Origin of the sequence: Dermacoccus sp. CCH2-D9, from assembly GCF_001556795.1 — a bacterium.
Taxonomy (GTDB): domain Bacteria; phylum Actinomycetota; class Actinomycetes; order Actinomycetales; family Dermatophilaceae; genus Dermacoccus; species Dermacoccus nishinomiyaensis.
Genome location: NZ_LSJT01000101.1, coordinates 1 through 20003, shown reverse-complemented (window position 1 = coordinate 20003; position 20003 = coordinate 1). Strand labels below are relative to the sequence as shown.

20 protein-coding genes are annotated in these 20003 nt (G+C 69.6%); 4 read left to right on the top strand and 16 right to left on the bottom strand.

What is annotated here, in order from left to right:
- Positions 1-37: 37 nt before the first annotated feature.
- From tsaB to glmS, 6 genes are all read right to left on the bottom strand, one after another.
- Positions 38-778: a tRNA (adenosine(37)-N6)-threonylcarbamoyltransferase complex dimerization subunit type 1 TsaB gene (gene tsaB / locus AX669_RS08800; RefSeq protein WP_062257883.1), complete on the bottom strand. Its 741-nt coding sequence runs from the start codon at positions 776-778 to the stop codon at positions 38-40.
- 255 nt (positions 779-1033) lie between these two features.
- Entirely contained in the window at positions 1034-1522 is a 489-nt protein-coding gene (gene tsaE / locus AX669_RS08795; RefSeq protein WP_062257881.1) for a tRNA (adenosine(37)-N6)-threonylcarbamoyltransferase complex ATPase subunit type 1 TsaE, read from the bottom strand.
- Positions 1519-2721, bottom strand: a complete 1203-nt coding sequence (alr, locus tag AX669_RS08790; protein ID WP_062257879.1) for an alanine racemase — start codon at positions 2719-2721, stop codon at positions 1519-1521. Before alr ends, tsaE begins: the two co-directional genes overlap by 4 nt.
- Before the next feature lie 233 nt (positions 2722-2954).
- Positions 2955-4586, bottom strand: a complete 1632-nt coding sequence (locus AX669_RS08785; RefSeq protein ID WP_082740785.1) for a bifunctional ADP-dependent NAD(P)H-hydrate dehydratase/NAD(P)H-hydrate epimerase — start codon at positions 4584-4586, stop codon at positions 2955-2957.
- Between the two features lie 77 nt (positions 4587-4663).
- Complete coding sequence (locus tag AX669_RS08780) at positions 4664-5014, bottom strand: holo-ACP synthase (RefSeq protein ID WP_038569133.1); 351 nt, start codon at positions 5012-5014, stop codon at positions 4664-4666.
- A 157-nt stretch (positions 5015-5171) separates the two neighbouring features.
- Positions 5172-7025 carry a glutamine--fructose-6-phosphate transaminase (isomerizing) gene (gene glmS, locus AX669_RS08775; RefSeq protein WP_062257873.1) on the bottom strand — a complete coding sequence of 618 codons (1854 nt, stop codon included), beginning with the start codon at positions 7023-7025 and terminating at the stop codon, positions 5172-5174.
- Positions 7026-7114: 89 nt separating this feature from the next.
- Between glmS and coaA the strand changes: the two genes are divergently transcribed.
- Positions 7115-8077, top strand: a complete 963-nt coding sequence (gene coaA, locus AX669_RS08770) for a type I pantothenate kinase (protein ID WP_006944139.1) — start codon at positions 7115-7117, stop codon at positions 8075-8077.
- Positions 8078-8227: 150 nt separating this feature from the next.
- On the opposite strand, the gene AX669_RS08765 is transcribed toward coaA, so the two are convergent.
- The 5 genes from AX669_RS08765 to mca all read right to left on the bottom strand — a co-directional run bounded on the left by AX669_RS08765 (position 8228) and on the right by mca (position 12459).
- Positions 8228-8644 (bottom strand): hypothetical protein, encoded by a 417-nt coding sequence (locus tag AX669_RS08765; RefSeq protein ID WP_062257871.1) that lies wholly within the window; start codon positions 8642-8644, stop codon positions 8228-8230.
- Between the two features lie 244 nt (positions 8645-8888).
- Positions 8889-10301, bottom strand: coding sequence for a PhoH family protein (locus tag AX669_RS08760; RefSeq protein WP_062257870.1), 1413 nt, complete (start codon positions 10299-10301; stop codon positions 8889-8891).
- Between the two features lie 162 nt (positions 10302-10463).
- Positions 10464-11228: an isoprenyl transferase gene (locus tag AX669_RS08755; RefSeq protein WP_062257868.1), complete on the bottom strand. Its 765-nt coding sequence runs from the start codon at positions 11226-11228 to the stop codon at positions 10464-10466.
- A 77-nt stretch (positions 11229-11305) separates the two neighbouring features.
- Positions 11306-11518 (bottom strand): hypothetical protein, encoded by a 213-nt coding sequence (locus tag AX669_RS08750; protein ID WP_006944099.1) that lies wholly within the window; start codon positions 11516-11518, stop codon positions 11306-11308.
- Positions 11518-12459 carry a mycothiol conjugate amidase Mca gene (mca, locus tag AX669_RS08745; RefSeq protein ID WP_062257866.1) on the bottom strand — a complete coding sequence of 314 codons (942 nt, stop codon included), beginning with the start codon at positions 12457-12459 and terminating at the stop codon, positions 11518-11520. The genes AX669_RS08750 and mca overlap by 1 nt, the downstream gene beginning before the upstream one ends.
- Before the next feature lie 80 nt (positions 12460-12539).
- Between mca and AX669_RS08740 the strand changes: the two genes are divergently transcribed.
- Positions 12540-12929 (top strand): DUF4307 domain-containing protein, encoded by a 390-nt coding sequence (locus AX669_RS08740; protein WP_062257864.1) that lies wholly within the window; start codon positions 12540-12542, stop codon positions 12927-12929.
- A gap of 208 nt (positions 12930-13137) precedes the next feature.
- Positions 13138-13629: a transcription elongation factor GreA gene (gene greA, locus AX669_RS08735; RefSeq protein ID WP_006944071.1), complete on the top strand. Its 492-nt coding sequence runs from the start codon at positions 13138-13140 to the stop codon at positions 13627-13629.
- Positions 13630-13740: 111 nt separating this feature from the next.
- Here the strand turns inward: greA and AX669_RS08730 are convergent, their stop codons facing one another.
- The 3 genes from AX669_RS08730 to glyS all read right to left on the bottom strand — a co-directional run bounded on the left by AX669_RS08730 (position 13741) and on the right by glyS (position 16946).
- Positions 13741-14085, bottom strand: coding sequence for a hypothetical protein (locus tag AX669_RS08730; RefSeq protein WP_062257861.1), 345 nt, complete (start codon positions 14083-14085; stop codon positions 13741-13743).
- On the bottom strand, positions 14082-15290 hold the full coding sequence (locus AX669_RS08725) for a cystathionine gamma-synthase (RefSeq protein ID WP_062257859.1): 1209 nt from the start codon (positions 15288-15290) through the stop codon (positions 14082-14084). The genes AX669_RS08730 and AX669_RS08725 overlap by 4 nt, the downstream gene beginning before the upstream one ends.
- Positions 15291-15431: 141 nt before the next feature.
- Entirely contained in the window at positions 15432-16946 is a 1515-nt protein-coding gene (gene glyS, locus AX669_RS08720) for a glycine--tRNA ligase subunit beta (protein ID WP_231729518.1), read from the bottom strand.
- Here glyS and AX669_RS08715 point away from each other — a divergent pair.
- Positions 16839-17594, top strand: coding sequence for an HAD-IC family P-type ATPase (locus AX669_RS08715; protein ID WP_231729528.1), 756 nt, complete (start codon positions 16839-16841; stop codon positions 17592-17594). The two genes, glyS and AX669_RS08715, sit on opposite strands and share 108 nt — an antisense overlap.
- A 33-nt stretch (positions 17595-17627) precedes the next feature.
- Here AX669_RS08715 and istB read toward each other — a convergent pair whose 3' ends face one another.
- A complete protein-coding gene (gene istB, locus AX669_RS08710; RefSeq protein ID WP_062257856.1) occupies positions 17628-18434 on the bottom strand; it encodes an IS21-like element helper ATPase IstB in 807 nt (268 codons plus the stop codon).
- The coding region (gene istA, locus AX669_RS08705; RefSeq protein WP_062258012.1) for an IS21 family transposase at positions 18431-20003 on the bottom strand (1573 nt) is incomplete at its 5' end. The genes istA and istB, both read right to left, overlap by 4 nt.

Genomic DNA, 20003 nt, shown 5'->3' with positions numbered 1-20003 from the left:
GAAGGAATAGCCGACAAACCCTGCGGTGCAACGCTGTTCATCGACCGAGAACGCGCGCGATGGGTGCCGCAGCAGCGGGCACGGCGTCAGGGCGGCGCAGGTAGAGAGGTTCGGTGTCGAGCAGGCGCTCCCCCGCCATGACGCGCTCGTGCGCGACGATCGCGAGGTCGGCAGCGTCGACGTCGAGCAGCACCTCAGCCTCGCCTGCTCCCGTCAGGGCCGCGTCGCCGGACGTGTCGACAGCGCCGGCCGCGGCTGCCCGCGTCGCGTCATGGAGAACGTCGGCGTAGAGCCTCGCACCGCGACCGACGGCGGGAGTGTCACCGAGCTGTTCGGCGACCGCGGCGGCCTTGTCGACGGCCGGGTCGCCCGGGACGATCGGCCCACCGTCGAGGTCGTAATGCGCCCAGTAGATCTCCTTGCGGCGCGCGTCCGTCGCGACGAGTAGCGGGCCGCGCATCCCGAGCGTCTGCGCACGATGCGCGAGGGCGTCGAGGGAGCACACGCCCCCGATGGGCAGGTCGAGGGCGTAGGCGAACGTCATCGCCGTCATGACGCCGACGCGCAACCCGGTGAACGGCCCCGGCCCGACGCCGACGGCGACGCGCGACAGGTCCGCGGGCGCCACGTCGGTTTCCGCGAACATCGCCTCGATCGCGGGTGCCAGGATCTCGGTGTGACGCCGCGCGTCGATCGTCGAGGTGCGGGCGACGACGTCACGCCCGTCGTGAAGGGCTGCCGTGACGGCGGAGGTGGACGTATCGATCGCGAGAAGCACCCGTCCAGCTTATCGGCGGGACGCAACTCGCCTGACGAAGCTGCCGGCTGGCTGGGCGCGGAGGGCTCACGTCGAGCAGCTCCGGGCGAGGTACCGGCCGACGCGGAACGCACACGTTGCCCGAGGCTGCGGCTGCGACTGCAGCACGGTCACGACCGCTGCACGAGAAATGTGCATCTGCAGGACGAATGTGCGTGACATTCCTCGTGCAGATGCACATTTCTCGTGCAGCGATGCAGGTGCTGGCTGCGATGCTCAGTCGGCGACGAGCCCCAGAGCCGCGACGAGGTCGATGTCCGCCCAGCGCGGCCCGGCCGTCTCGACGGTGACGGTGCGGTCGTCGAGCCCGGTCAACGTGAGGTGCATCCGGTCCTCGGACAGCCCCTCGGCCATCCCGGCGCCCCATTCGACGACGGTGACGGCGTCGTCGACGAACGTGTCGAGGTCGAGGTCGTCGAGTTCACCGAACCCGCCGAGTCGGTAGGCGTCGACGTGGACGAGGGCCGGCCCGTCACCCAGCGACCGGTGCTCACGCGCGATGACGAACGTCGGGCTCGTGACATCACCCCGCACGTTCAGTGCCGCACCGAGGCCGCGCGTCATCGTCGTCTTGCCTGCTCCGAGATCGCCCGTCATGACGACGACGTCCCCCGCGCGCAGCACACCCGCGAGCGCCGCACCGAACGCGGTCGTCGCGTCGGCGTCGGGCAGGTGCTTGCTGCCGCGAATCACCAGGTCATTCACAGTCCGAGCTCCTTCGCCAGGCTTCCCGTATAGACGCGCGGCAGCCGCGTGCTCATGCGCGTGACGATCTCGTAGCTGATCGTGCCGGCGGCGTCAGCCCAGTCCTGGGCGCTCGGGCCCTGGGTGCCGTCGGACGCGCGCCCGAACAGCACGACCTCATCGCCGGCCGCGACGGCGGCGTCCCCGGCGTCGGTGACGATCTGGTCCATGCAGACGCGGCCGGCAATGGTGGTGCGCGCGCCCGCCACCAGGAGCGGGCCGACGTTCGACGCGGCGCGCGGCACGCCGTCTGCGTACCCGACGGGGATGTCGGCGAGCGTCGTCTCACGCGGCGTCGTGTACGTGTGGCCGTAACTCACGCCCTGCCCGGCCGGTACGCGCTTCGTCACCGTGACGTTCGCGGTGATCGACATCGCGGGGCGCAGCGTCAGCTCCTCGCTCGTCGCGAGGTCGGGTGCGGGCGAGAGCCCGTAGAGCGCGAGCCCGGGGCGGACGAGGTCGAAGCGCGCCTCTGGCAGGAAGAACGTCGCCGGCGAGTTCGACATGTGCCGCACCTCGAGTTCGAACCCGGCACTTTCACAGTCGGTTGCGGCGGAGGTGAACCGTTCGATCTGGGCGGTGTTCTCGGGGTGGCCGGGTTCGTCCGCGCGCACGAAGTGCGTCATCAATCCGACGACCTCGACATCACCCGTTGCCTGAGCAGCCTTCGCAGCCTCGACGAGGCGCGGCCAGTCGTCCCCATAGGCGCCGTTGCGGGCGAGGCCCGTGTCGACCTTGAGGTGCACGCGCGCCCGACGCCCGACGCGGCGCGCCGCGGCAGCGATCCCGTCGAGTTCGCCGACGGACGGCGCCCCGAGATCGATGCGCGCCTCGATGGCATCGGCGAACGGTGAGCCGGGAGCGTGCAGCCACGACAGCACCGGAACATCGAGGTCGCCGGCGCCCTCGGCGGCCGCGCGACGAAGCGTCATCGCCTCAGCCAACTGCGCGACACCGAGCCACGTCGCGCCCCCGTTGACGGCGGCGCGGGCGCTCGGCACGAGACCGTGACCGTACGCGTCGCCCTTGACGACACCGAGAACGGAGGCGCCCTCGGCGCGACGCGTCATCTCGTTGGCGTTGTCGGCGATGGCATCGAGATCGACGACGACGCGCGCCGGCGCGTTGCCGAGCAGTGCTGGGGCGGCTGAGTGAGTCATGATGCGCCCATTTTCTCACCCACCCCGCCCGCACTCAGCACCCCGACCCGCCCCAACGGCGATTCCCGTCCACATCGGCGATTTTCGCCCACATCCAACAGACGTTGCCATGCCAGGTTCGAGGTGCGCCTGCAGCCGCCGTCACCACATGAGTGTGGACACGAATCGCCGACGGGGACGGGAATCGCGAAGGGGGACGCCGTTCGCAGGGCGGACGCGGTGGTGCACGGACGTCAGAGGCGGCCGGCGTGCAGGTCGTCGTCGAATCTCGTCTTGATCTCGACGAGCTCGGCGATGGCGCGTCCGACGTTCGAGGCGACGTCGAGCGCCCGCACCGGGCCGCCGGGGTTGGCCAGGTGCGCCGCCCGCCCGTGGATGTACGTCGCGACGGTGCATGCTGCCGACGCCTCGATCCCCGCTGCGAGCGCCACCCCGACGATCCCCGCGAGGACGTCGCCCGTCCCGGCCGTCGCGAGCCAGTTCGGTGAGCGGTTCTCGACGAAGACAGCCCGGTCGTGCGTGATGCCATCGGCTGATCGTTGCGCCGGACGCGCGATGACGGTCGCGCCGCCCTTGAGCAGCACGACGTATCCCGTCTCGTCGGCCATGCGACGAGCCCACCGCACGGGGTCGGCTTCGACGGCCTCACGCGTCACGTCGTCACCGTCGTCGGTGATGCCGAGCAACGCCAGCGCTGACGCGAGTTCCCCCGCATGCGGCGTGATGACGGTGACGCTGCCCTCGGGCCGCTCGATCTCCTCGAGCCACGTCAGCGCGCCGGCGTCGATGACGACGGGAACGGCCTCGCCGAGCACCTCTATCGCGCTCTCGTAGCGTTCGGAGTTCTTCTCGCGCTCGCTCACGCCATCGATGCCGGAACCAACGACCCAGGCCTGCACCCGGCCCATGCCGTGGACGGCCTCGGGGACGGCGGCGAGCACGAGGTCGGACGGACGTGACGGCCCCACGTACCGCACCATGCCGGCGCCGGCCGTCGCGGCCGCCACCGTCCCGAGTACCGCCGCACCGGGAAACGCGTTGCTGCCCGTCGCCATGCCGACGACGCCGCGCGTGTACTTGTGGTCGTGCGGTCCAGGAATCGGCCAGCGTCCCGCGTACTGCTGCACGCTCCATCGCAGCGCATCGGTGCTCAGACCGTCGAGCTCGGCGAGCCCGATGTCGACGACTACCACCTCACCCGCCGCGCGTGGGTCGAGCAGCATCGACGTCTTGAGTGCTCCGAACGTCACCGTGCGGTCAGCCGTGATGCCAGGTGTCGGGCAGTCGACGGCGACGACGTGCGTCTCGCGCCCGATCGCCCGTACGGCAGATGCCCACGGCGCCGCGTCCGAGTCGTCCTCGCCATGCGAGCCGCTCGAGCCCCGCGAGGCGCGCGCGCCGATGCCCAGAATGCCGTCGACGACGAGGTCCGCGGCCGTGATGGTCTGCAGCGAGCGTGGCCCGTCGCAGTGTTCGCCACCGCACTCGCTGTGCGGCCCCTGCGGGTGCTCGATGACGTCGAGACCCGCGTCGCGCACCGCGGCGAGACCCTCCTCGTGCGCTCTGCCGGCGACGAGCACGACGTCGGCACGCACTCCGAAGTCGCGCGCGAGGTCACGGGCAGCGAACAGCGCGTCACCGCCGTTGTTCCCAGGCCCGACGAGCACGACGACGCGGTCAGCGCGCAGCCTGCGCACCTCATCGGCGACGACGCGCGCCACCGCAGCGGCAGCGCGCTGCATGAGCGTGCCGCTCGTCAGCAGCTCGCCGCTCGCCTTCTCCGCCTCACGAACCCACGTCACCGACGCCGTCCGCAGCAGGTCGTCACCGTCGAGCCGCCCGACGTACTCGATGTCGTTCTCCATCGTCATGCCTCCTCGCCCGACGGCCGACGCGAAGCCACCGTCGCCCCAGCTGCCGTGACCCGTAGTGCAACTCATCGTCATGCCTCCGCGATGACGACGGCCGACGCGATGCCACCGTCGTGAGTCAGCGAGAGGTGCAGAGCGTCGACACCGAGGTCGTCCATGCGGGAGGCGACCGTCCCGCCCGTGCGCAGGAACGGTTGCCCCTGCGCGTTGGTGTCGACCTCCGCGTCCTGCCAGCTCATCCCGGGCGGCGCGCCGAGCGCCTTGCTCAACGCCTCCTTCGCCGCGAACCGGGCCGCGAGCGAGCGCACGTGCAGATCACGCTCCAGCGGTGTGAACAAGCGCTCACGCATTCCGGGCGAGCTTTCCAGTGTCTCGGCGAACCGGTCGATCTCGACGACGTCGATGCCCACTCCCACGATCATGAGTTCAGTCAATCACTTGTCGCCTCGAGACCGAGCCCCGAGCAACACGGCGCCGTCGTTGACGAACGGGGCGACCGGGCCTCGCGACGCAGGCCGCCTGCATACGACGGGGCGCCCCCACATGATGGTGGGAGCGCCCCGTCGGCGTCGGCGCGCATCACTCCACGGTGACGCTCTTGGCCAGGTTGCGCGGCTGGTCGACGTCAAGGCCCTTGGCCGTCGACAGTTCGAGGGAGAACACCTGCAGCGGCACGATGGCGAGCAGCGGTGCGAGCAGCGGAGCCGACTTCGGGATGCGGATGACCTCGTCCGCGAACGGCATGACGGCTTCGTCGCCCTCCTCCGCGATGACGAGCGTACGTGCGCCGCGCGCACGGATCTCCTGGATGTTGGAGACGACCTTGCCGTGCAGACCGTGCGGCGTGTCGGGGCCGGGCACCACGATGAACACCGGCTGCCCGGCGTCGATCAGCGCGATCGGGCCATGCTTGAGCTCACCGGCGGCGAAGCCCTCGGCGTGGATGTAGGCGAGCTCCTTGAGCTTGAGCGCACCCTCCATCGCGATCGGGTAGCCGACGTTGCGGCCGAGGAACAGCACCGAGCGGGTGTCGGCCATGAAGCGGGCGATCTCGCGGGTGCGCTCGAGGTGGCCGAGCACCTCCTCGATCTTGGCCGGCATCTCCTGCAGCTCGCCCATGACCTTGGCCGCGTCGTCGGCGTACGTGCCGCCGCGCAGCTGCGCGAGGTAGAGGCCGAGGATGTAGCAGGCCGTGATCTGCGCGAGGAACGCCTTCGTCGAGGCCACCGCGATCTCCGGGCCGGCGTGCGTGTAGAGCACGGCGTCGGACTCGCGCGGAATCGTCGCGCCATGCGTGTTGCAGATCGACAGCGTGCGGGCGCCGAGCTCCTTGGCGTGCTTGACGGCCATGAGCGTGTCCATCGTCTCGCCCGACTGCGAGATCGACACGACCAGCGTGCGCTCGGAGACGATCGGGTCGCAGTAGCGGAACTCGTGCGCGAGCGACACCTCGACCGGGATGCGCGTCCAGTGCTCGATCGCGTACTTGGCGACCATGCCCGCGTACGCGGCGGTACCACACGCGACGATCGTGATGCGGTCGATGGCCTTGAGGTCCTCTTCGGAGATGCGGATCTCGTCGAGCGTCAGGCGCCCTGCCTCGTCCGTACGGCCGAGCAGCGTGTCGCGCACCGCGTCCGGCTGGTCGAAGATCTCCTTCTCCATGAACGTGTCGTAGCCGCCCTTCTCGGCGGACGCCGCGTCCCAGTCGACGTGGAACGTCTTGCCCTGCGCCGCGGAACCGTCGAAGTTGCACACCTCGACGGCCTCGGGGGTGATGACGACGACCTGGTCCTGGTCGACCTCCATCGCCTCCTTGGTGTACCCGATGAAGGCGGCGACGTCGGAGCCGAGGAAGTTCTCGCCCTCACCGAGGCCGATGACGAGCGGCGAGTTGCGGCGCGCCGCGACGACCTGGTTCGGGCTGTCGGCGTGCACGGCGAGGAGCGTGAACGCGCCCTCGAGACGGTTGACGACCTCGAGCATCGCGTCCTTCAGATCGCCCGCGTACGCCTTCGCGAGCAGGTGCGCGACGACCTCGGTGTCCGTCTCGGACGCGAACTCGACGCCGTCCTCGAGCAGCTGCGCGCGCAGCGGGTGGAAGTTCTCGATGATGCCGTTGTGGATGAGCGCCAGCTTGCCGTCCGTGCCGCCACGGTGCGGGTGGGCGTTCGCGTCCGTCGGGCCACCGTGCGTCGCCCAGCGCGTGTGACCGATGCCGGTCGCACTCGCGGGAAGCGGGTGGTTCTCCAGCTCGGCGCGCAGGTTGGCCAGCTTGCCGGCCTTCTTCGCCGTCGAGACGTGATCGCCCGTCACCAGGGCGATGCCGGCCGAGTCGTAGCCGCGGTACTCGAGGCGGGCGAGGCCCTCCATGACGACGGCCTCAGCGCGCTCGTCGACCTTCGAGCCGACGTATCCAACGATTCCACACATGCGATTCAGACTACCGGCACGCGCGCGCCGCCCACGAATCCCCCAACGTTCACGAAGCCGTCCCCGCACGGACTTGGCACAATGACACCGTGACCCGCGCCCACCACCCGCCGCTGCCGAGCCCCTACGTCGAACTCACCCGAGCCGACTGGGCCCGCCTGCGCGACACCCACCCCATCGACCTGACGAGCGACGACGTGCGCCGCCTCGCCGGGCTCGGCGAACGCATCGACCTCGCCGAGGTCGAGGACGTCTACCTTCCCCTTTCGCGCCTGCTCAACTTCTACGCCGCCGCGACGCAGAACCTGCACCGCACGACGACGGACTTCCTCCAGGAACGCCCCGCCAAGACACCCTTCATCATCGGCGTCGCCGGCTCCGTCGCCGTCGGCAAGTCGACGACCGCCCGCGTCCTGCAAGAACTGCTCGCGCGCTGGCCCGACACGCCCCGCGTCGAACTCATCACCACCGACGGCTTCCTCTACCCCAACGCCGAACTCGAACGCCGCGGCATCATGGACCGCAAAGGCTTCCCCGAGAGCTACGACCGACGCGCCCTCGTCCGCTTCGTCGCCGAGGTCAAGGGCGGCAAGGCGGAAGTCGAAGCGCCCGTCTACAGCCACCTCGTCTACGACATCGTGCCGGACGAGAAAATCGTCGTGCGCCAACCCGACATCCTCATCGTCGAAGGCCTCAACGTCCTGCAACCACCTGTCTCGACGCCCGGGCAACCCACCCGCTCGACGCTCACCGTCAGCGACTTCTTCGACTTCAGCGTCTACGTCGACGCCCGCGAAACCGACATCCGCGAGTGGTACATCAACCGGTTCCTGCGCCTACGCGAAACTGCGTTCGCCGACCCCGACTCCTACTTCCACCGCTACGCCCGACTCGACGACGACGAAGCCGTCACCCTCGCCACCCGCATCTGGGAGAGCATCAACCTGCCCAACCTCATCGACAACGTCCAACCCACCCGCGGCCGCGCCACCGCCATCCTGCGCAAGAGCAGCAACCACGCCGTCGACAGCGTCAAACTGAGGAAGCTGTGATGTCCCTCGCCGCCATCACGCAAGGTTGCCTGCGCAATGAGCGGTCGGCGAGCGGGACGTCAGAGCAACTCGCGCACCTGCACCGGCGCGTACCGATGCGGCCGTCAAGCTGGTGGTCTGCGGGCAAGGCGGTCCTGCACCCCTGACGGGTCAGTGGGTGCGGGCGTGCTCGTCGGAATCGAAACGGTCGCGGACGTCGTCGCGCCCGAAGACCTCGTCGTCCTGGTCGAAGGCCCCGTGGCGGCGCTCGGCTGCGTCGAAGTCGTCATCCAGATCGTCGAGAGTGTCGAAGTCGTCGCGCGACTCCTCATCCGGGTGACGACGGCGATCCGCCGCCCACAACGCCATCCAGACGACGGCGAACAGCGCCGCCACCGCGAGACCCGCGAGCAAGCCACCCCCCGCGCCGAACAGGAACTGCGAGCCGACGCCCGTGCGCTTGCTCTCCCCGAACTCCGGCGCCGCACCCGACGACGCCTTCCCGGCACTGACCGCGGCGAAGACCGTCGCGACGAACGCGACAACCCAGTACGCGATCCCGAAGAGCTTGTTCTGGACGAGACGCACGGTCGAGCCTTCCTCACGATCGGTGACCCGCCACCTCCCCGCGGCGGATCGTCGAAGCACACGCTACCCAGTCACGAGCCCACTGCGCGCGCGCCACACCGACACCGCCGCCACCGGCTCACATCGGACGCAGCGTGCACGCGGCCAGACCCCGTCAGGCCCCACGCGTCGGCGACACGATCAGCCCACGCGCCGGCCGTCAGTTCGCGAGCACCGGCGCGACGATCAGCCCACGCGCCGGCCGTCAGTTCGCGAGCACCGACGTCACGAGCGCCGCGATGGGGCTGCGTTCCGACCGCGTCAACGTCACGTGCCCGAACAGTGCGTGCCCCTTAAGCTTCTCGACGACCGCGGCGATGCCGTCATGGCGCCCCACCCGCAGGTTGTCGCGCTGCGCGACGTCATGCGTCAGCACGACGCGCGAGTTCTGGCCCATGCGCGACAGCACCGTCAGCAGCACGTTGCGCTCCAACGACTGCGCCTCGTCGACGATGACGAACGCGTCGTGCAGCGAACGCCCACGGATGTGCGTCAGTGGCAGCACCTCGAGCAGGTCGCGCGCGATGATCTCGTCGACGACCTCCTTGCTCACGACGGCGCCGAGCGTGTCGAACACCGCCTGAGCCCACGGGCCCATCTTGTCGTTCTCACTGCCCGGCAAGTACCCGAGCTCCTGGCCGCCGACGGCGTACAGCGGGCGGAAGACGATCACCTTGCGGTGCGCGCGACGCTCCATGACCGCCTCGAGGCCCGCGCACAGCGCGAGCGCGCTCTTGCCGGTGCCGGCCTTCCCGCCGAGGCTGACGATGCCGACGTCGAGGTCGCTCAACAGGTCGATGGCGATGCGCTGCTCGGCGGAGCGGCCGTACAACCCGAACAGGTCGCGGTCGCCGCGCACGATCTTCACCACGTTTCCCGGCATGACGCGCCCGAGCGCCGAACCGGACGCCTCGCCGTCGGCGCTCAGGATGACGCCGGTGTTGACGGGCAGATCCTCGAGGCCGTCGAGCGTGACGCGCCCCGTCGCGTACAGGGTGTCGATCTCACTCGCGTCGACGCTGCGTTCGACGATGCCCGTCCACCCCGAGTCGGGCACCCCGTCGGCGCGGTACTCATCGGCCGACAGCCCGGTTGCGGACGCCTTGATGCGCATCGGCAGGTCCTTGCTCACCACCGTCACGTCGTGGCCCTCGGCCGCGAAGTTGGCGGCGACCGCGAGGATGCGCGAGTCGTTGTCACCGAGTCGGAAACCCGCGGGCAGGGCGCCGGGGTCGGTGTGGTTGAGTTCGACGCGCAGCGTGCCGCCATCACCGATCGGGACGGGGTGGTCGAGGCGGCCGTGACGCACGCGCAGGTCGTCGAGCAGGCGCAGGCACTCACGCGCATAGTAGCCGAGCTCGGGGTGATGACGTTTGGCCTCGAGCTCGGTGACGACGACGACTGGGAGCACGACGTGGTGCTCGGCGAACCGGGTGAACGCGCGCGGGTCGGACAACAGCACGGACGTGTCGAGCACGTACGTCTTGACGCGCTGGGCGACGGCGGCGTTCGTCGTCGCGCCGTCATCGGTTCCGGGCCTGAGGCCCGATTCGAGCTGGGTGGTCGAGGTGAGCGCGCCCGCGGCGCCCCCCGTCGTGAGGGTGTCCGCCAGGGTCATCGTCGATTCCTCGGGTCACGGGTGCGAACGCGCCGGCCGGGCGCCCGCGAGGAGCCGTCGTGCACCCCTCGTCCTCGACGCTAACGGCGGCGCCACCGCAGGTCGGCGGCCAGCCTGAGAAGCCTGCATGAACTTCACGTGAATGGCCGCCGCAGCGACGCGTCACGACCCGAAACGACGCTCGCGTTCGGCGTAGGCGCGCAGCGCGCGCAGGAAGTCGACGCGACGGAAGTCGGGCCAGAACGCTTCGCAGAAGTAGAACTCGCTCTGCGCGGACTGCCACAGCAGGAAGCCGCCGAGGCGCTGCTCCCCCGAGGTGCGGATGACGAGATCCGGGTCGGGCTGGCCCTTCGTGTAGAGGTAGTCGCCAACGCTGTCGATCGTCAGACGCTGCGCGAGCTGCGTCATGTCCTCACCGCGCTCGGCCGCGTCGAGCAGGATGGCGCGGAAAGCGTCGACGATCTCCTGACGCCCGCCGTACCCGACGGCGATGTTGACGACCATTCCGTCGCCGTCCTGCGTCGCGCTGACGGCGTTCTCCAGCCGGGTGCGCGTCGCCTCCGGCAGCAGCCCGAGGGCGCCGACGAGGTTGAACCGGCGGTTGCCGGCTGCGGAGAGTTCGTCGACGACGTCCTCGATGATGGCGAGCAGTGGCGCGAGCTCGGTCTCGCTGCGCTTGAGGTTGTCGGTCGACAGCAACCACAGCGTCACGACCTCGATGCCGAGCTCCTCGCACCACGTGAGCAACGGTTCGATGTTGTCGGCGCCCGCCTTGTGACCGTGCGCGGTGTTCGCGCCCCTCTTCTTCGCCCAGCGACGGTTTCCGTCGAGCATGAGGCCGACGTGACGCGGGAGACGCTCGGGAGGCAGGCCCTTGACGAGTTGGCGCTCGTAGGCGGTGTACAGCACGTCGCCCGGTCCGCGCATGGCTGCCTCCTCGTGGTGTGGCGCTGGGTTGACGATATCAACGCCGGAGCAGGTGGCCTGCCCCGGCGCCGCGACGATCAGTGCTGTGCGCTGCCGATCGGGTCGTCGTCCCCGCGCGGCGCGGAGTCTGCCTCGCGTGCGCCGACGCTCTGCTCGCGCTCGGTGAACGTCATCTTGCGCAGGTGCGTGTTCATCGAACGGAACAGGAACCAGCACGCGAGCGCCAGGCCGAAGAGCACGAGGAAACCCCAGATGCCTGCGGTGACCTCGACGGATTCGTTGCCGCCCATCAGTGTTCCTTCCGTTCGACGACGTCGTCGATCACCATTGTGACAGCGCCGCTCGTCGCGAGTGCATCCGCCTGCTCGGGTGATCCGAGCCCGGCGAACAGGTCGTCCTCGTCCGGGGTGAGCGGCACCGCGCTCAGTGCGAGATCCCATTCCTCTGTCGGCCACGCCTTGCCCTGCTCGCGCGCGTCGAGCGCGAAGAACATGCCGTCGGGGTCGATCTGCGTCGCGTGGGCGAGCAACGCCCGCGAGCGCACGTCGAACCACTCGTCGCAGCGCACCCGCGTCGTGACGCGCCCCTCGGGCCGGTCGCTGCGGCGCTCCAGCCATTCGGGGTACGGCGAATCGCGCCCGTCCTTCACGAGGGCCTCGTGGTAGGCGCTCAGCTTCGCGCGGGTGAAGGTGCGGTCGTAGTAGACCTTGAGCGGCTGCCACGGCGCACCGGCGTGCGGGTAGGCGTCCGGATCGCCCGCCGCGCGGACGGCGGCGATCGTCACGACGTGCGTCATGATGTGGTCCGGGTGCGGGTAACCGCCGTTCTCGTCGTACGTCGTGACGACGTGGGGGCGGCGCTCGCGGATGACCCGCACGAGCGCCTCGACGGTGATGTCGAGCGGCTCCAGCGCGAAGCATCCGTCGGGCAGCGGCGGCAGCGGGTCCCCCTCGGGCAGACCCGAATCGACGAAGCCCAGCCAGACGTGCTCGAAGCCGACGACCTCGCGCGCCTTCGCCATCTCCGCGCGACGCAGCGCGACGAGGTCACTCTTGACCTGCGGGTCGTCGACGAGGCGCGGGTTGAGCACGTCACCACGTTCGCCGCCGGTGCAGGTGACGACGGTGACGTCGTCCCCCTCGGCGAGGTAGCGCGCCATCGTCGCTGCGCCCTTGCTCGATTCGTCGTCGGGGTGCGCGTGCACCGCCATGAGCCGGAATCCGCCTGCCACCTGACACCTCGTATCGTGAGACCTGTTGAACTGCTCCGCAGGCGAACCCGCGAAGCACCCATTGTGACAAAGGAGAGCGAGTGCCCCTCGAACGCCCACGGGCCGAACAACGCAAGTGGTGGATCATCGGCACGCTCGGCGTGGTCCTCATGACGGCGTTCTGCATCTGGTTCGGCATCCAGTGGACGTCGAACACGGTCACCGCGAACCAACACGGCTTCAAGGTGCTCTCCGACGATCGCATCCAGGTGAGCTGGGACGTCATCCCCAGCGACAAGGACAAGCCGGTGACCTGCACGCTCATCGCGCTCAATGACCGCCGCGACGTCCTCGGTTCGAAGTCGGTCTCGCTCAAGCCGAGCCCCTACGACTCGACGACGTACACCGACGTCGTGCGCACCACGTCGCGCGCCGTCTCGGGCACCGTCAAGGAGTGTCACTACACGGGCGAGGAGGCTCAGGCCGAGTGACGTCGCGGCGTCGATGCCGCGGCACACTCTGCCGCTGACGACGCGCGCAAGAGCCGTCGACGACGTGCGTTCTCGCGCCATGGCGCTAGAATGGTGGTTTCACCTGGGCTGAGACGCGCACCGCCGCCGGCGGACACCGCAGCGTCTTGGCCTTGTTCTTTCGTGCGGGAGACCGTGCGAGACCCGAAAGCACAGCAAGGAGAAGACCGTGAGCGAGACCACCACCTCCTCCAGCTTCCTGACGCAGGACGCATACGACCGTCTCTCGGCGGAACTCGAGCACCTCAAGGGAGAGGGCCGTTCCGACATCGCGAAGCGCATCGAAGCCGCGCGCGAGGAGGGCGACCTCAAGGAGAACGGTGGCTACCACGCCGCCAAGGAGGAGCAGGGCAAGATGGAGGCCCGCATCCGCCAGCTCGAGTCGCTGCTGCGCGACGCCGTCGTCGGGGAGGCACCGAAGGACAACGGCATCGTCGACTCCGGCATGGTCGTCACCGTCGAGATGTTCGGTGACACCGAGACGTTCCTGCTCGGCAGCCGTGAGATCGCCGGGGACGCCGACATCGACGTCTACTCCGAGCAGTCGCCGCTCGGTGAGGCGATCATGGGCAAGAAGGTCGGCGAGGAGACCTCCTACGACGCCCCGAACGGCAAGACGATCGAGGTCAAGATCGTCGACGCGAAGCCGTACGCCGGCTGACGCATCGTTCGGCACGACACGAAGAGGGCAGCCCCGTGGTGGGGTTGCCCTCTTCGTGCATCCGACGCGACGCGTGCGCCGGCTCCGGTGTGCGCGGCCGGCTGGTCCGCCTCAGACGGTGCCAGTCGTCACCTGCGCCGCGACGGAGATGGCCAGCAGCGCGCTGACGCCGAGCAGCAGCCAGCCCCAGACCCATTCGGCCTGGGCCGGCCGTGGCCGACGCAGATCACTGCGCGGGCCCCGCGCCCCGAGGTGGGCGACGACGTCGGCCGGAGGCTCGGGGCGGTCCTGGTCGAACGGGCCGCCCTGCGTGTCGGCCCACCACTGCTCCGCCCGCGTGATGCCGGCCTCGTCGCGCGCCCACGCGGCGCGCGCCGCCCGCGCGCGACGCAGCAGGTACAGCGCCGCGACGAGCGCCACGCCCGCGAGGACGAGGCGCACGACGACACCCGTCATCGCGTGGAGTCGAGTGCGTTTCGCAGGTCGGCGACGAGGTCGTCGGCCTCCTCGATGCCCACGGAGAGACGGATGAGGGCGGCCGGTACCTCGAGGTCCGTGCCGGCGACGGAGGCGTGCGTCATCTTCGCCGGGTGCTCGATGAGCGACTCGACGCCGCCGAGGCTCTCGCCGAGGGTGAAGATCTTCGTGGCATTGCAGACCTCGAGCGCGCGCTCCATGCCGCCGGCCACCTCGAAGCTCACCATGCCGCCGAAACGTTTCATCTGCTTGACGGCGACGTCGTGGCCCGGGTGCGAGGCGAGGCCCGGGTAGTAGATCTTCGTGACGTCATCACGGCTCGCCAGGAACTCGACGATCTTCTCGGCGTTGTCGCAGTGACGCTCCATGCGCACCGACAGCGTCTTGAGACCGCGCAACGTCAGCCAGCTGTCGAACGGACCGGAGATGGCGCCGATCGCGTTCTGGTGGAAGCCGATGCGCTCCGCGGCGTCTTCGAACTCGGGCACGCCGATGTTCTTCGCGACGACGACCGCTCCCCCGACGACGTCGGAGTGGCCGCCCGAGTACTTCGTCGTCGAGTGCACGACGATGTCGGCGCCGAGCGCGATCGGCTGCTGCAGGTAGCTCGAGGCGAACGTGTTGTCGACGACGAGCAGTGCGCCCGCCTCGTGCGCGACGGCCGCGAGCGCCGTGATGTCGGCGATGCCGAGCTTGGGGTTGGTCGGAGTCTCCACCCAGATCAGCTTGGTCTTGTCGGTGACGGCGGCGCGCACGGCGTCGACGTCGGCGATGGGTGCCGTCGAGTACTCGACGCCCCAGCTCTTCGTCACCTTGTCGACGAGGCGGTAGGTGCCGCCGTAGGCGTCGGTGGGGATGACCATGTGCTCACCCGGGCGCAGGATCGAGCGGATGACGGTGTCCGAGCCCGCGAGACCAGAGGCGAACGCGAAACCCTTGGCGCCGCCCTCGAGAGCGGCGATGCACTCCTCGAGCGCCGTGCGCGTCGGGTTGGCCGAGCGGCTGTACTCGTAACCCTCACGCAGACCGCCGACGCCGTCCTGCTTGTACGTCGAGGTCTGGTAGATGGCCGGAACGACCGCGCCCGTGCGCGGGTCGGGCTCCTGCCCTGCGTGGATCGCGCGGGTCGTGAAACCGAGGGTCGAGAGGTCGGAGAGGTCTGCGTTCTCGTTGTCGTGCGTCATGCCGACAAGCCTAGTGCTGCGCACCGGCAACCCCGAAAGTCGTGCGAATCCGGCACCGAGGCCGCACTGCACACGGCGCATGAGGACGCGACGACGGCCCCACCTCGTCGACACGGGGTGAGGCCATCGGGTTCGCTCGGGTCAGACGTCGAGCGCCCGGTCGAGTTCCTTGTAGTCGATGCCGGCCGGCGCCTTGGCGATGACGCTCTGCAGCAGGCCGAGGCGAGCGGCCTTGAGTGCCTCGTCGTCAGCCATGACGAGGACGTCGTCGAAGAACCTGTTGAGCGGCTCGGTGAGACCCGAGGCGTCCGCGAACCACTGCGTCAGCGAGTCACCCGAGTGGTCCGGCAGTGCCTCGACGAGCGGAGCCAGCGTCGTCTCGGCCTCGTCGGTGAGCACGGACGCATCGAAGCCCGGCTGGGTGCCCGCAGGCACGATGCGCGTGATGCGCTGCGTCACCTGCACGAGGGCGCGGAACGCCTCGTCATCGCGCAGAGCCTCGACGTCGGCGAGCACCGCGGCCGCGCGACCGGGCGTTCCGGCGCTCGGGCTGAGGGCCGTGACGAGCGCCGCCGAGACGCCTTCGTCGCGCAGCTGCTGGCCGAAGCGGCCCTCGACGAACTCGAGCGCCGACGCGAGCGCCTCGCCCGAGACCTCGACGCCCTGCTCACGCAGTCGCGCGGCGGCAGCGTCGAAACCGTCGCTCACGCTGATGGCGGCCACGGCCGGCACACCGCGCAGGATCGACACGACGCCGAGCGCCGCGCGGCGCAGCGCGAACGGGTCGGACGAGCCGGTCGGCTTCGCGCCGATGGCGAACATCGCGGTGAGCAGATCGAACCGGTCGGCCAGCGCGAGCAGCGCGCCCGGCGTCGAGGAGGGCAGCGAGTCGCCCGCCGAGCGCGGCTTCTCCATCTCGAACAGGGCATCGGCCACAGCCGGGGCCTCCCCCGCCTTCAGCGCGTATTCGCGCGCCATCGTTCCGGCGAGGCTCGACAGTTCGACGACCATCGCCGTCGACAGGTCGAACTTCGCGAGCGCGCCGGCACGCGACAACGTTGCCTGCTCATCGCCCGTGAGTTCAACGGACGCAGCGAGTTTCGTCGACACGTCCTTGATGCGGTCCGCACGCTGCGCGAACGAACCGAGACGGTTCTCGAACGTCAGCTTGTCGATCTGCGCGCGGAAGTCGTCGAGCGGAACCTTGAGGTCGGCCTCCCAGAAGAACGCCGCGTCCTCATAGCGGGCCCGCAGCACTGACTCGTTGCCGGCGCGCACGACGTCGTCGTCGATCGAGCCGTTGGCCATCGTGACGAAGTACGGCATGAGCGTGCCGGAGGCGTCGCGCACCGGCAGGTAGCGCTGGTGCTTGCGCATGACGGTGGTAAGGATCTGCTCGGGCAGCTCGAGGTAGCGCTCCTCGAAGGTGCCGAGCACACCCTGCGGCTCCTCGACGAGGTTCGTGATCTCGTCGACGAGGCTCGCCTCGCCGTCGATGTCGATCGTGCCGCCGACGCTTTTCGCGAGCGCCAGGGCACCGTCGACGACCTGCCGGCGTCGCGCGGTCGGGTCAAGCACGAAACCGGCCGTTTCGAGCGTCGGGACGAGCTCGTCGGCAGCCCCGCCTTCCTGGGCAGCCAGCAGGTCGACACCCATGGCCTGGACGCCGTGGTGGAGGCCTACCGTCGTCGTGGTGCGACCGCGATCGTCGTGGCCGTCGACGGCCGGCCGGCCAGTGTGATGGCCATCGCTGACCCGCTCAAGGCGACCACCGCGCGGGCGATCGAGGACCTGCGTCGGCGCCGGATGAAGGTCGTCATGCTCACCGGCGACAATGCCACGACTGCCCGGGCCATCGCCGACGAGCTGCACATCGACCAGGTCGTCGCCGACGTCCTGCCCGACCAGAAGCACGGCCACGTGCAGGCCCTGCAGGCCCAGGGCCACGCCGTCGCCATGGCCGGCGACGGCGTCAACGATGCCCCCGCCCTTGCCGCGGCCGATGTGGGTGTGGCCATGGGCACCGGCACCGACGTGGCCATCGAGAGCGCCGACGTGACCCTGCTCGGCGGCGACCTCGCTGCCCTGGTCAAGGCCCGCGACCTGTCGGTCGACACGATGCGCAACATCCGCCAGAACCTGGTCTTCGCGTTCGTGTACAACGTGGTCGGCATCCCGCTGGCCGCTGGCGCCCTCTACCCGGCCTTCGGCTGGCTCCTGTCGCCCGTCATCGCGGCAGCCGCCATGGCCCTCAGCTCGGTCAGCGTGATCACCAATTCCTTGCGGCTTCGTCGCCGCCGCTGACCCCAAGAGCCCAGCCGGTCGTTGTTCACCCCATCACAGATGCCGTGCGCGGGTGTGGGCGAGGCGGTAGGAGTTGGTGCCGGTTTCGATGATGGTGGCGTTGTAGGTGAGACGGTCGACGATCGCTGCGCACAGGCGGGGGTCGGTGAAGGTGTCGGTCCAGGCGGAGAAGGACTGGTTGGACGCGATCGCGATGGCGTTCTTCTCCTCCCGCTCGGTGAGGACCTGGAACAACAGCTCCGCGCCTCGCCGGTCGAGTTCCATGTAGCCGAGCTCATCAATCACGAGGAGGTCGACGCGGCCGTAGCGGTTGATGGTCTTGGTGAGTTGTTTCTCGTCGGCGGCTTCGACGAGCTCGTTCACGAGCCGGGTGGCGAGGGTGTAGCGGACGCGGTAGCCCTGTTCGGCGGCGGCGGTGCCGAGCGCGATGAGTAGGTGGGATTTGCCGGTGCCGGAGTCCCCGATCAGGCACAGCGGGTCGCCGCGGCGGATCCAGTCACCGGTGGCGAGCTCGTTGATGGTGGCGGGGTTGATGTTCGGGTTCGCGGTGAAGTCGAAGTCGGCGAGCCACTTGTCGCGGGGGAAGCCGGCGCTCTTGATGCGGCGCAGGGTGGAGCGCCGGTCGCGGTCGTCGACCTCGGTCAGGAGCAGCTCGGCGAGGAAGCCCTGGTAGGTGAGTTGTTCCTTGGTGGCGGCGGTGATGGCCTCGTCGACGACGGAGCGGATGGTGGGCAGTCGCAAGCGGCGGCAGGCCTGGTCGATCGCGGCCTGGGCGGCTTGTTCGGTGAGGCCGTGACGACGGCGAAGACCTGCCGGACGGGGGCTGGTGGTGGTGGTCATGGGGTTCCTGTCGGGGTGTGGTGGTGGGCTTCGACGGTGGCCGAAGCGGGGTCGGGTTGGCGACGTCGCAACAGCTCGTCGTAGGCGGTGACGGTGGGCAGGGGTCGAGTGTCCTCGGGTAGGTGCGCGATGACCTGGTGCGGGTCGGTGGGGCGTCGTGGTGGCAAGTTCACGACCGTCCCCCGCCTGGTCGGGGTGGTAGGGATGGGTGTGTGGGTGGTGGCGTGGCGGCGGGCTTCGACGGCGACGACGTCGGGGCTGATCGCGCCGACCGACAGGGCGCTGGTGATGCCGGCGATCACCGCCTCGGCGGGGAGGGAGCGGTGGAGCAGGAGCACGTCGATGAGTTCTTGGGTGCCTGCGACGTCACCGCTGGTCTTGCGGGCTGCGGCCCAGAACGCGTCGTGGGCTGCGGTGAATGCCCCCGCCGCTCTGGCTTGGGCCAGGGCGGTGGAGCCTGGGAACGCGCCGGGCTTGTGGCGTAGGACTTCTAGGTAGTGGTCCAGCTCGACCCGGGTCACCCCACGGGTGCCGAGGCGTCGGTGGGTGGCCACTATGGTGCGGCCTTCGAAGACGACCACGCACGAGGCCCGCAGGCTGACGCGGACGCGTTGCCCGATCAGGTGTGCGGGGACGGAGTACTTGACCATGCGGACGGTGATCAGGGCGGAGCGATCGACGCGCGGGTGGAGGATCAGGCCAGGGTCAAAGTCCTCGGCCGGCAACGGCGCCAGGTGGTCGAGTTCGGCGTGGTAGTCCTGCCCGATCGTGTTCGCATGGCCGGTGATGCGGCGGGTGTTGTCATCGTGTTCCCAGGCACGGATCTTGTCGTTGAGTTCGTCCAGGCTGGGGACCTCGGGCATGGGGGTGAGGTGGTTGCGGCGGAACCAGCCGACCTCGCCCTCGACGCCACCTTTCTCGTGGGCGCCGTCGATGCCTGGCTGGCAGTAGAACGCGTCGAAGCCGTAGTGGGAGCGGAACAGCACCCAGCGTTCGTTCTCGTCGCGTAGCCGGTCGCCGCCGTGGATGACCTGCACGACGGCGGAGGTGAGGTTGTCGTAGCGGATGTGTCGGGTGGGGATGCCGCTCAGGGCGTGGAAGGCCTCGATGTGTCCCTCGAGGAAGGCTTCCTGCCCGCCGGTCGGGTAGACGCGGTGGATGGCCTTGCCCGAGTGGGACAGGCGGTAGACGAACATGTGGCACTTGGTCTTGACGCCGTCGAGGATGACGTAGACCTCGCCGAAGTCGACCTCGGCCTCCGCGCCGGGGGCGTGGTCCTGCGGCACCATCGCCTCCACCCGACGCCCGGCCTCCAGATCGATCTGCGCGCGCCGGACCCGCACGTAGTCCCGCACCGTCGAGTACGACAGGTCCGTGGCGCCGTGTTCGTCGCGTAGCCGGGCCAGGATCCTGGTCGCGGTATGACGCTGCTTGCGTGGCGCAGTCAGGTCATAGCGCAGCATCTCGTCAATGGCCGGCTTGTACGGGTCCAGACGCGGTGCCGTACGAACCGGCCTCTTGCGGGGCGGGGGTTCGGCAGCGGCGAGTGCCTGGCGGACGGTGCGGCGA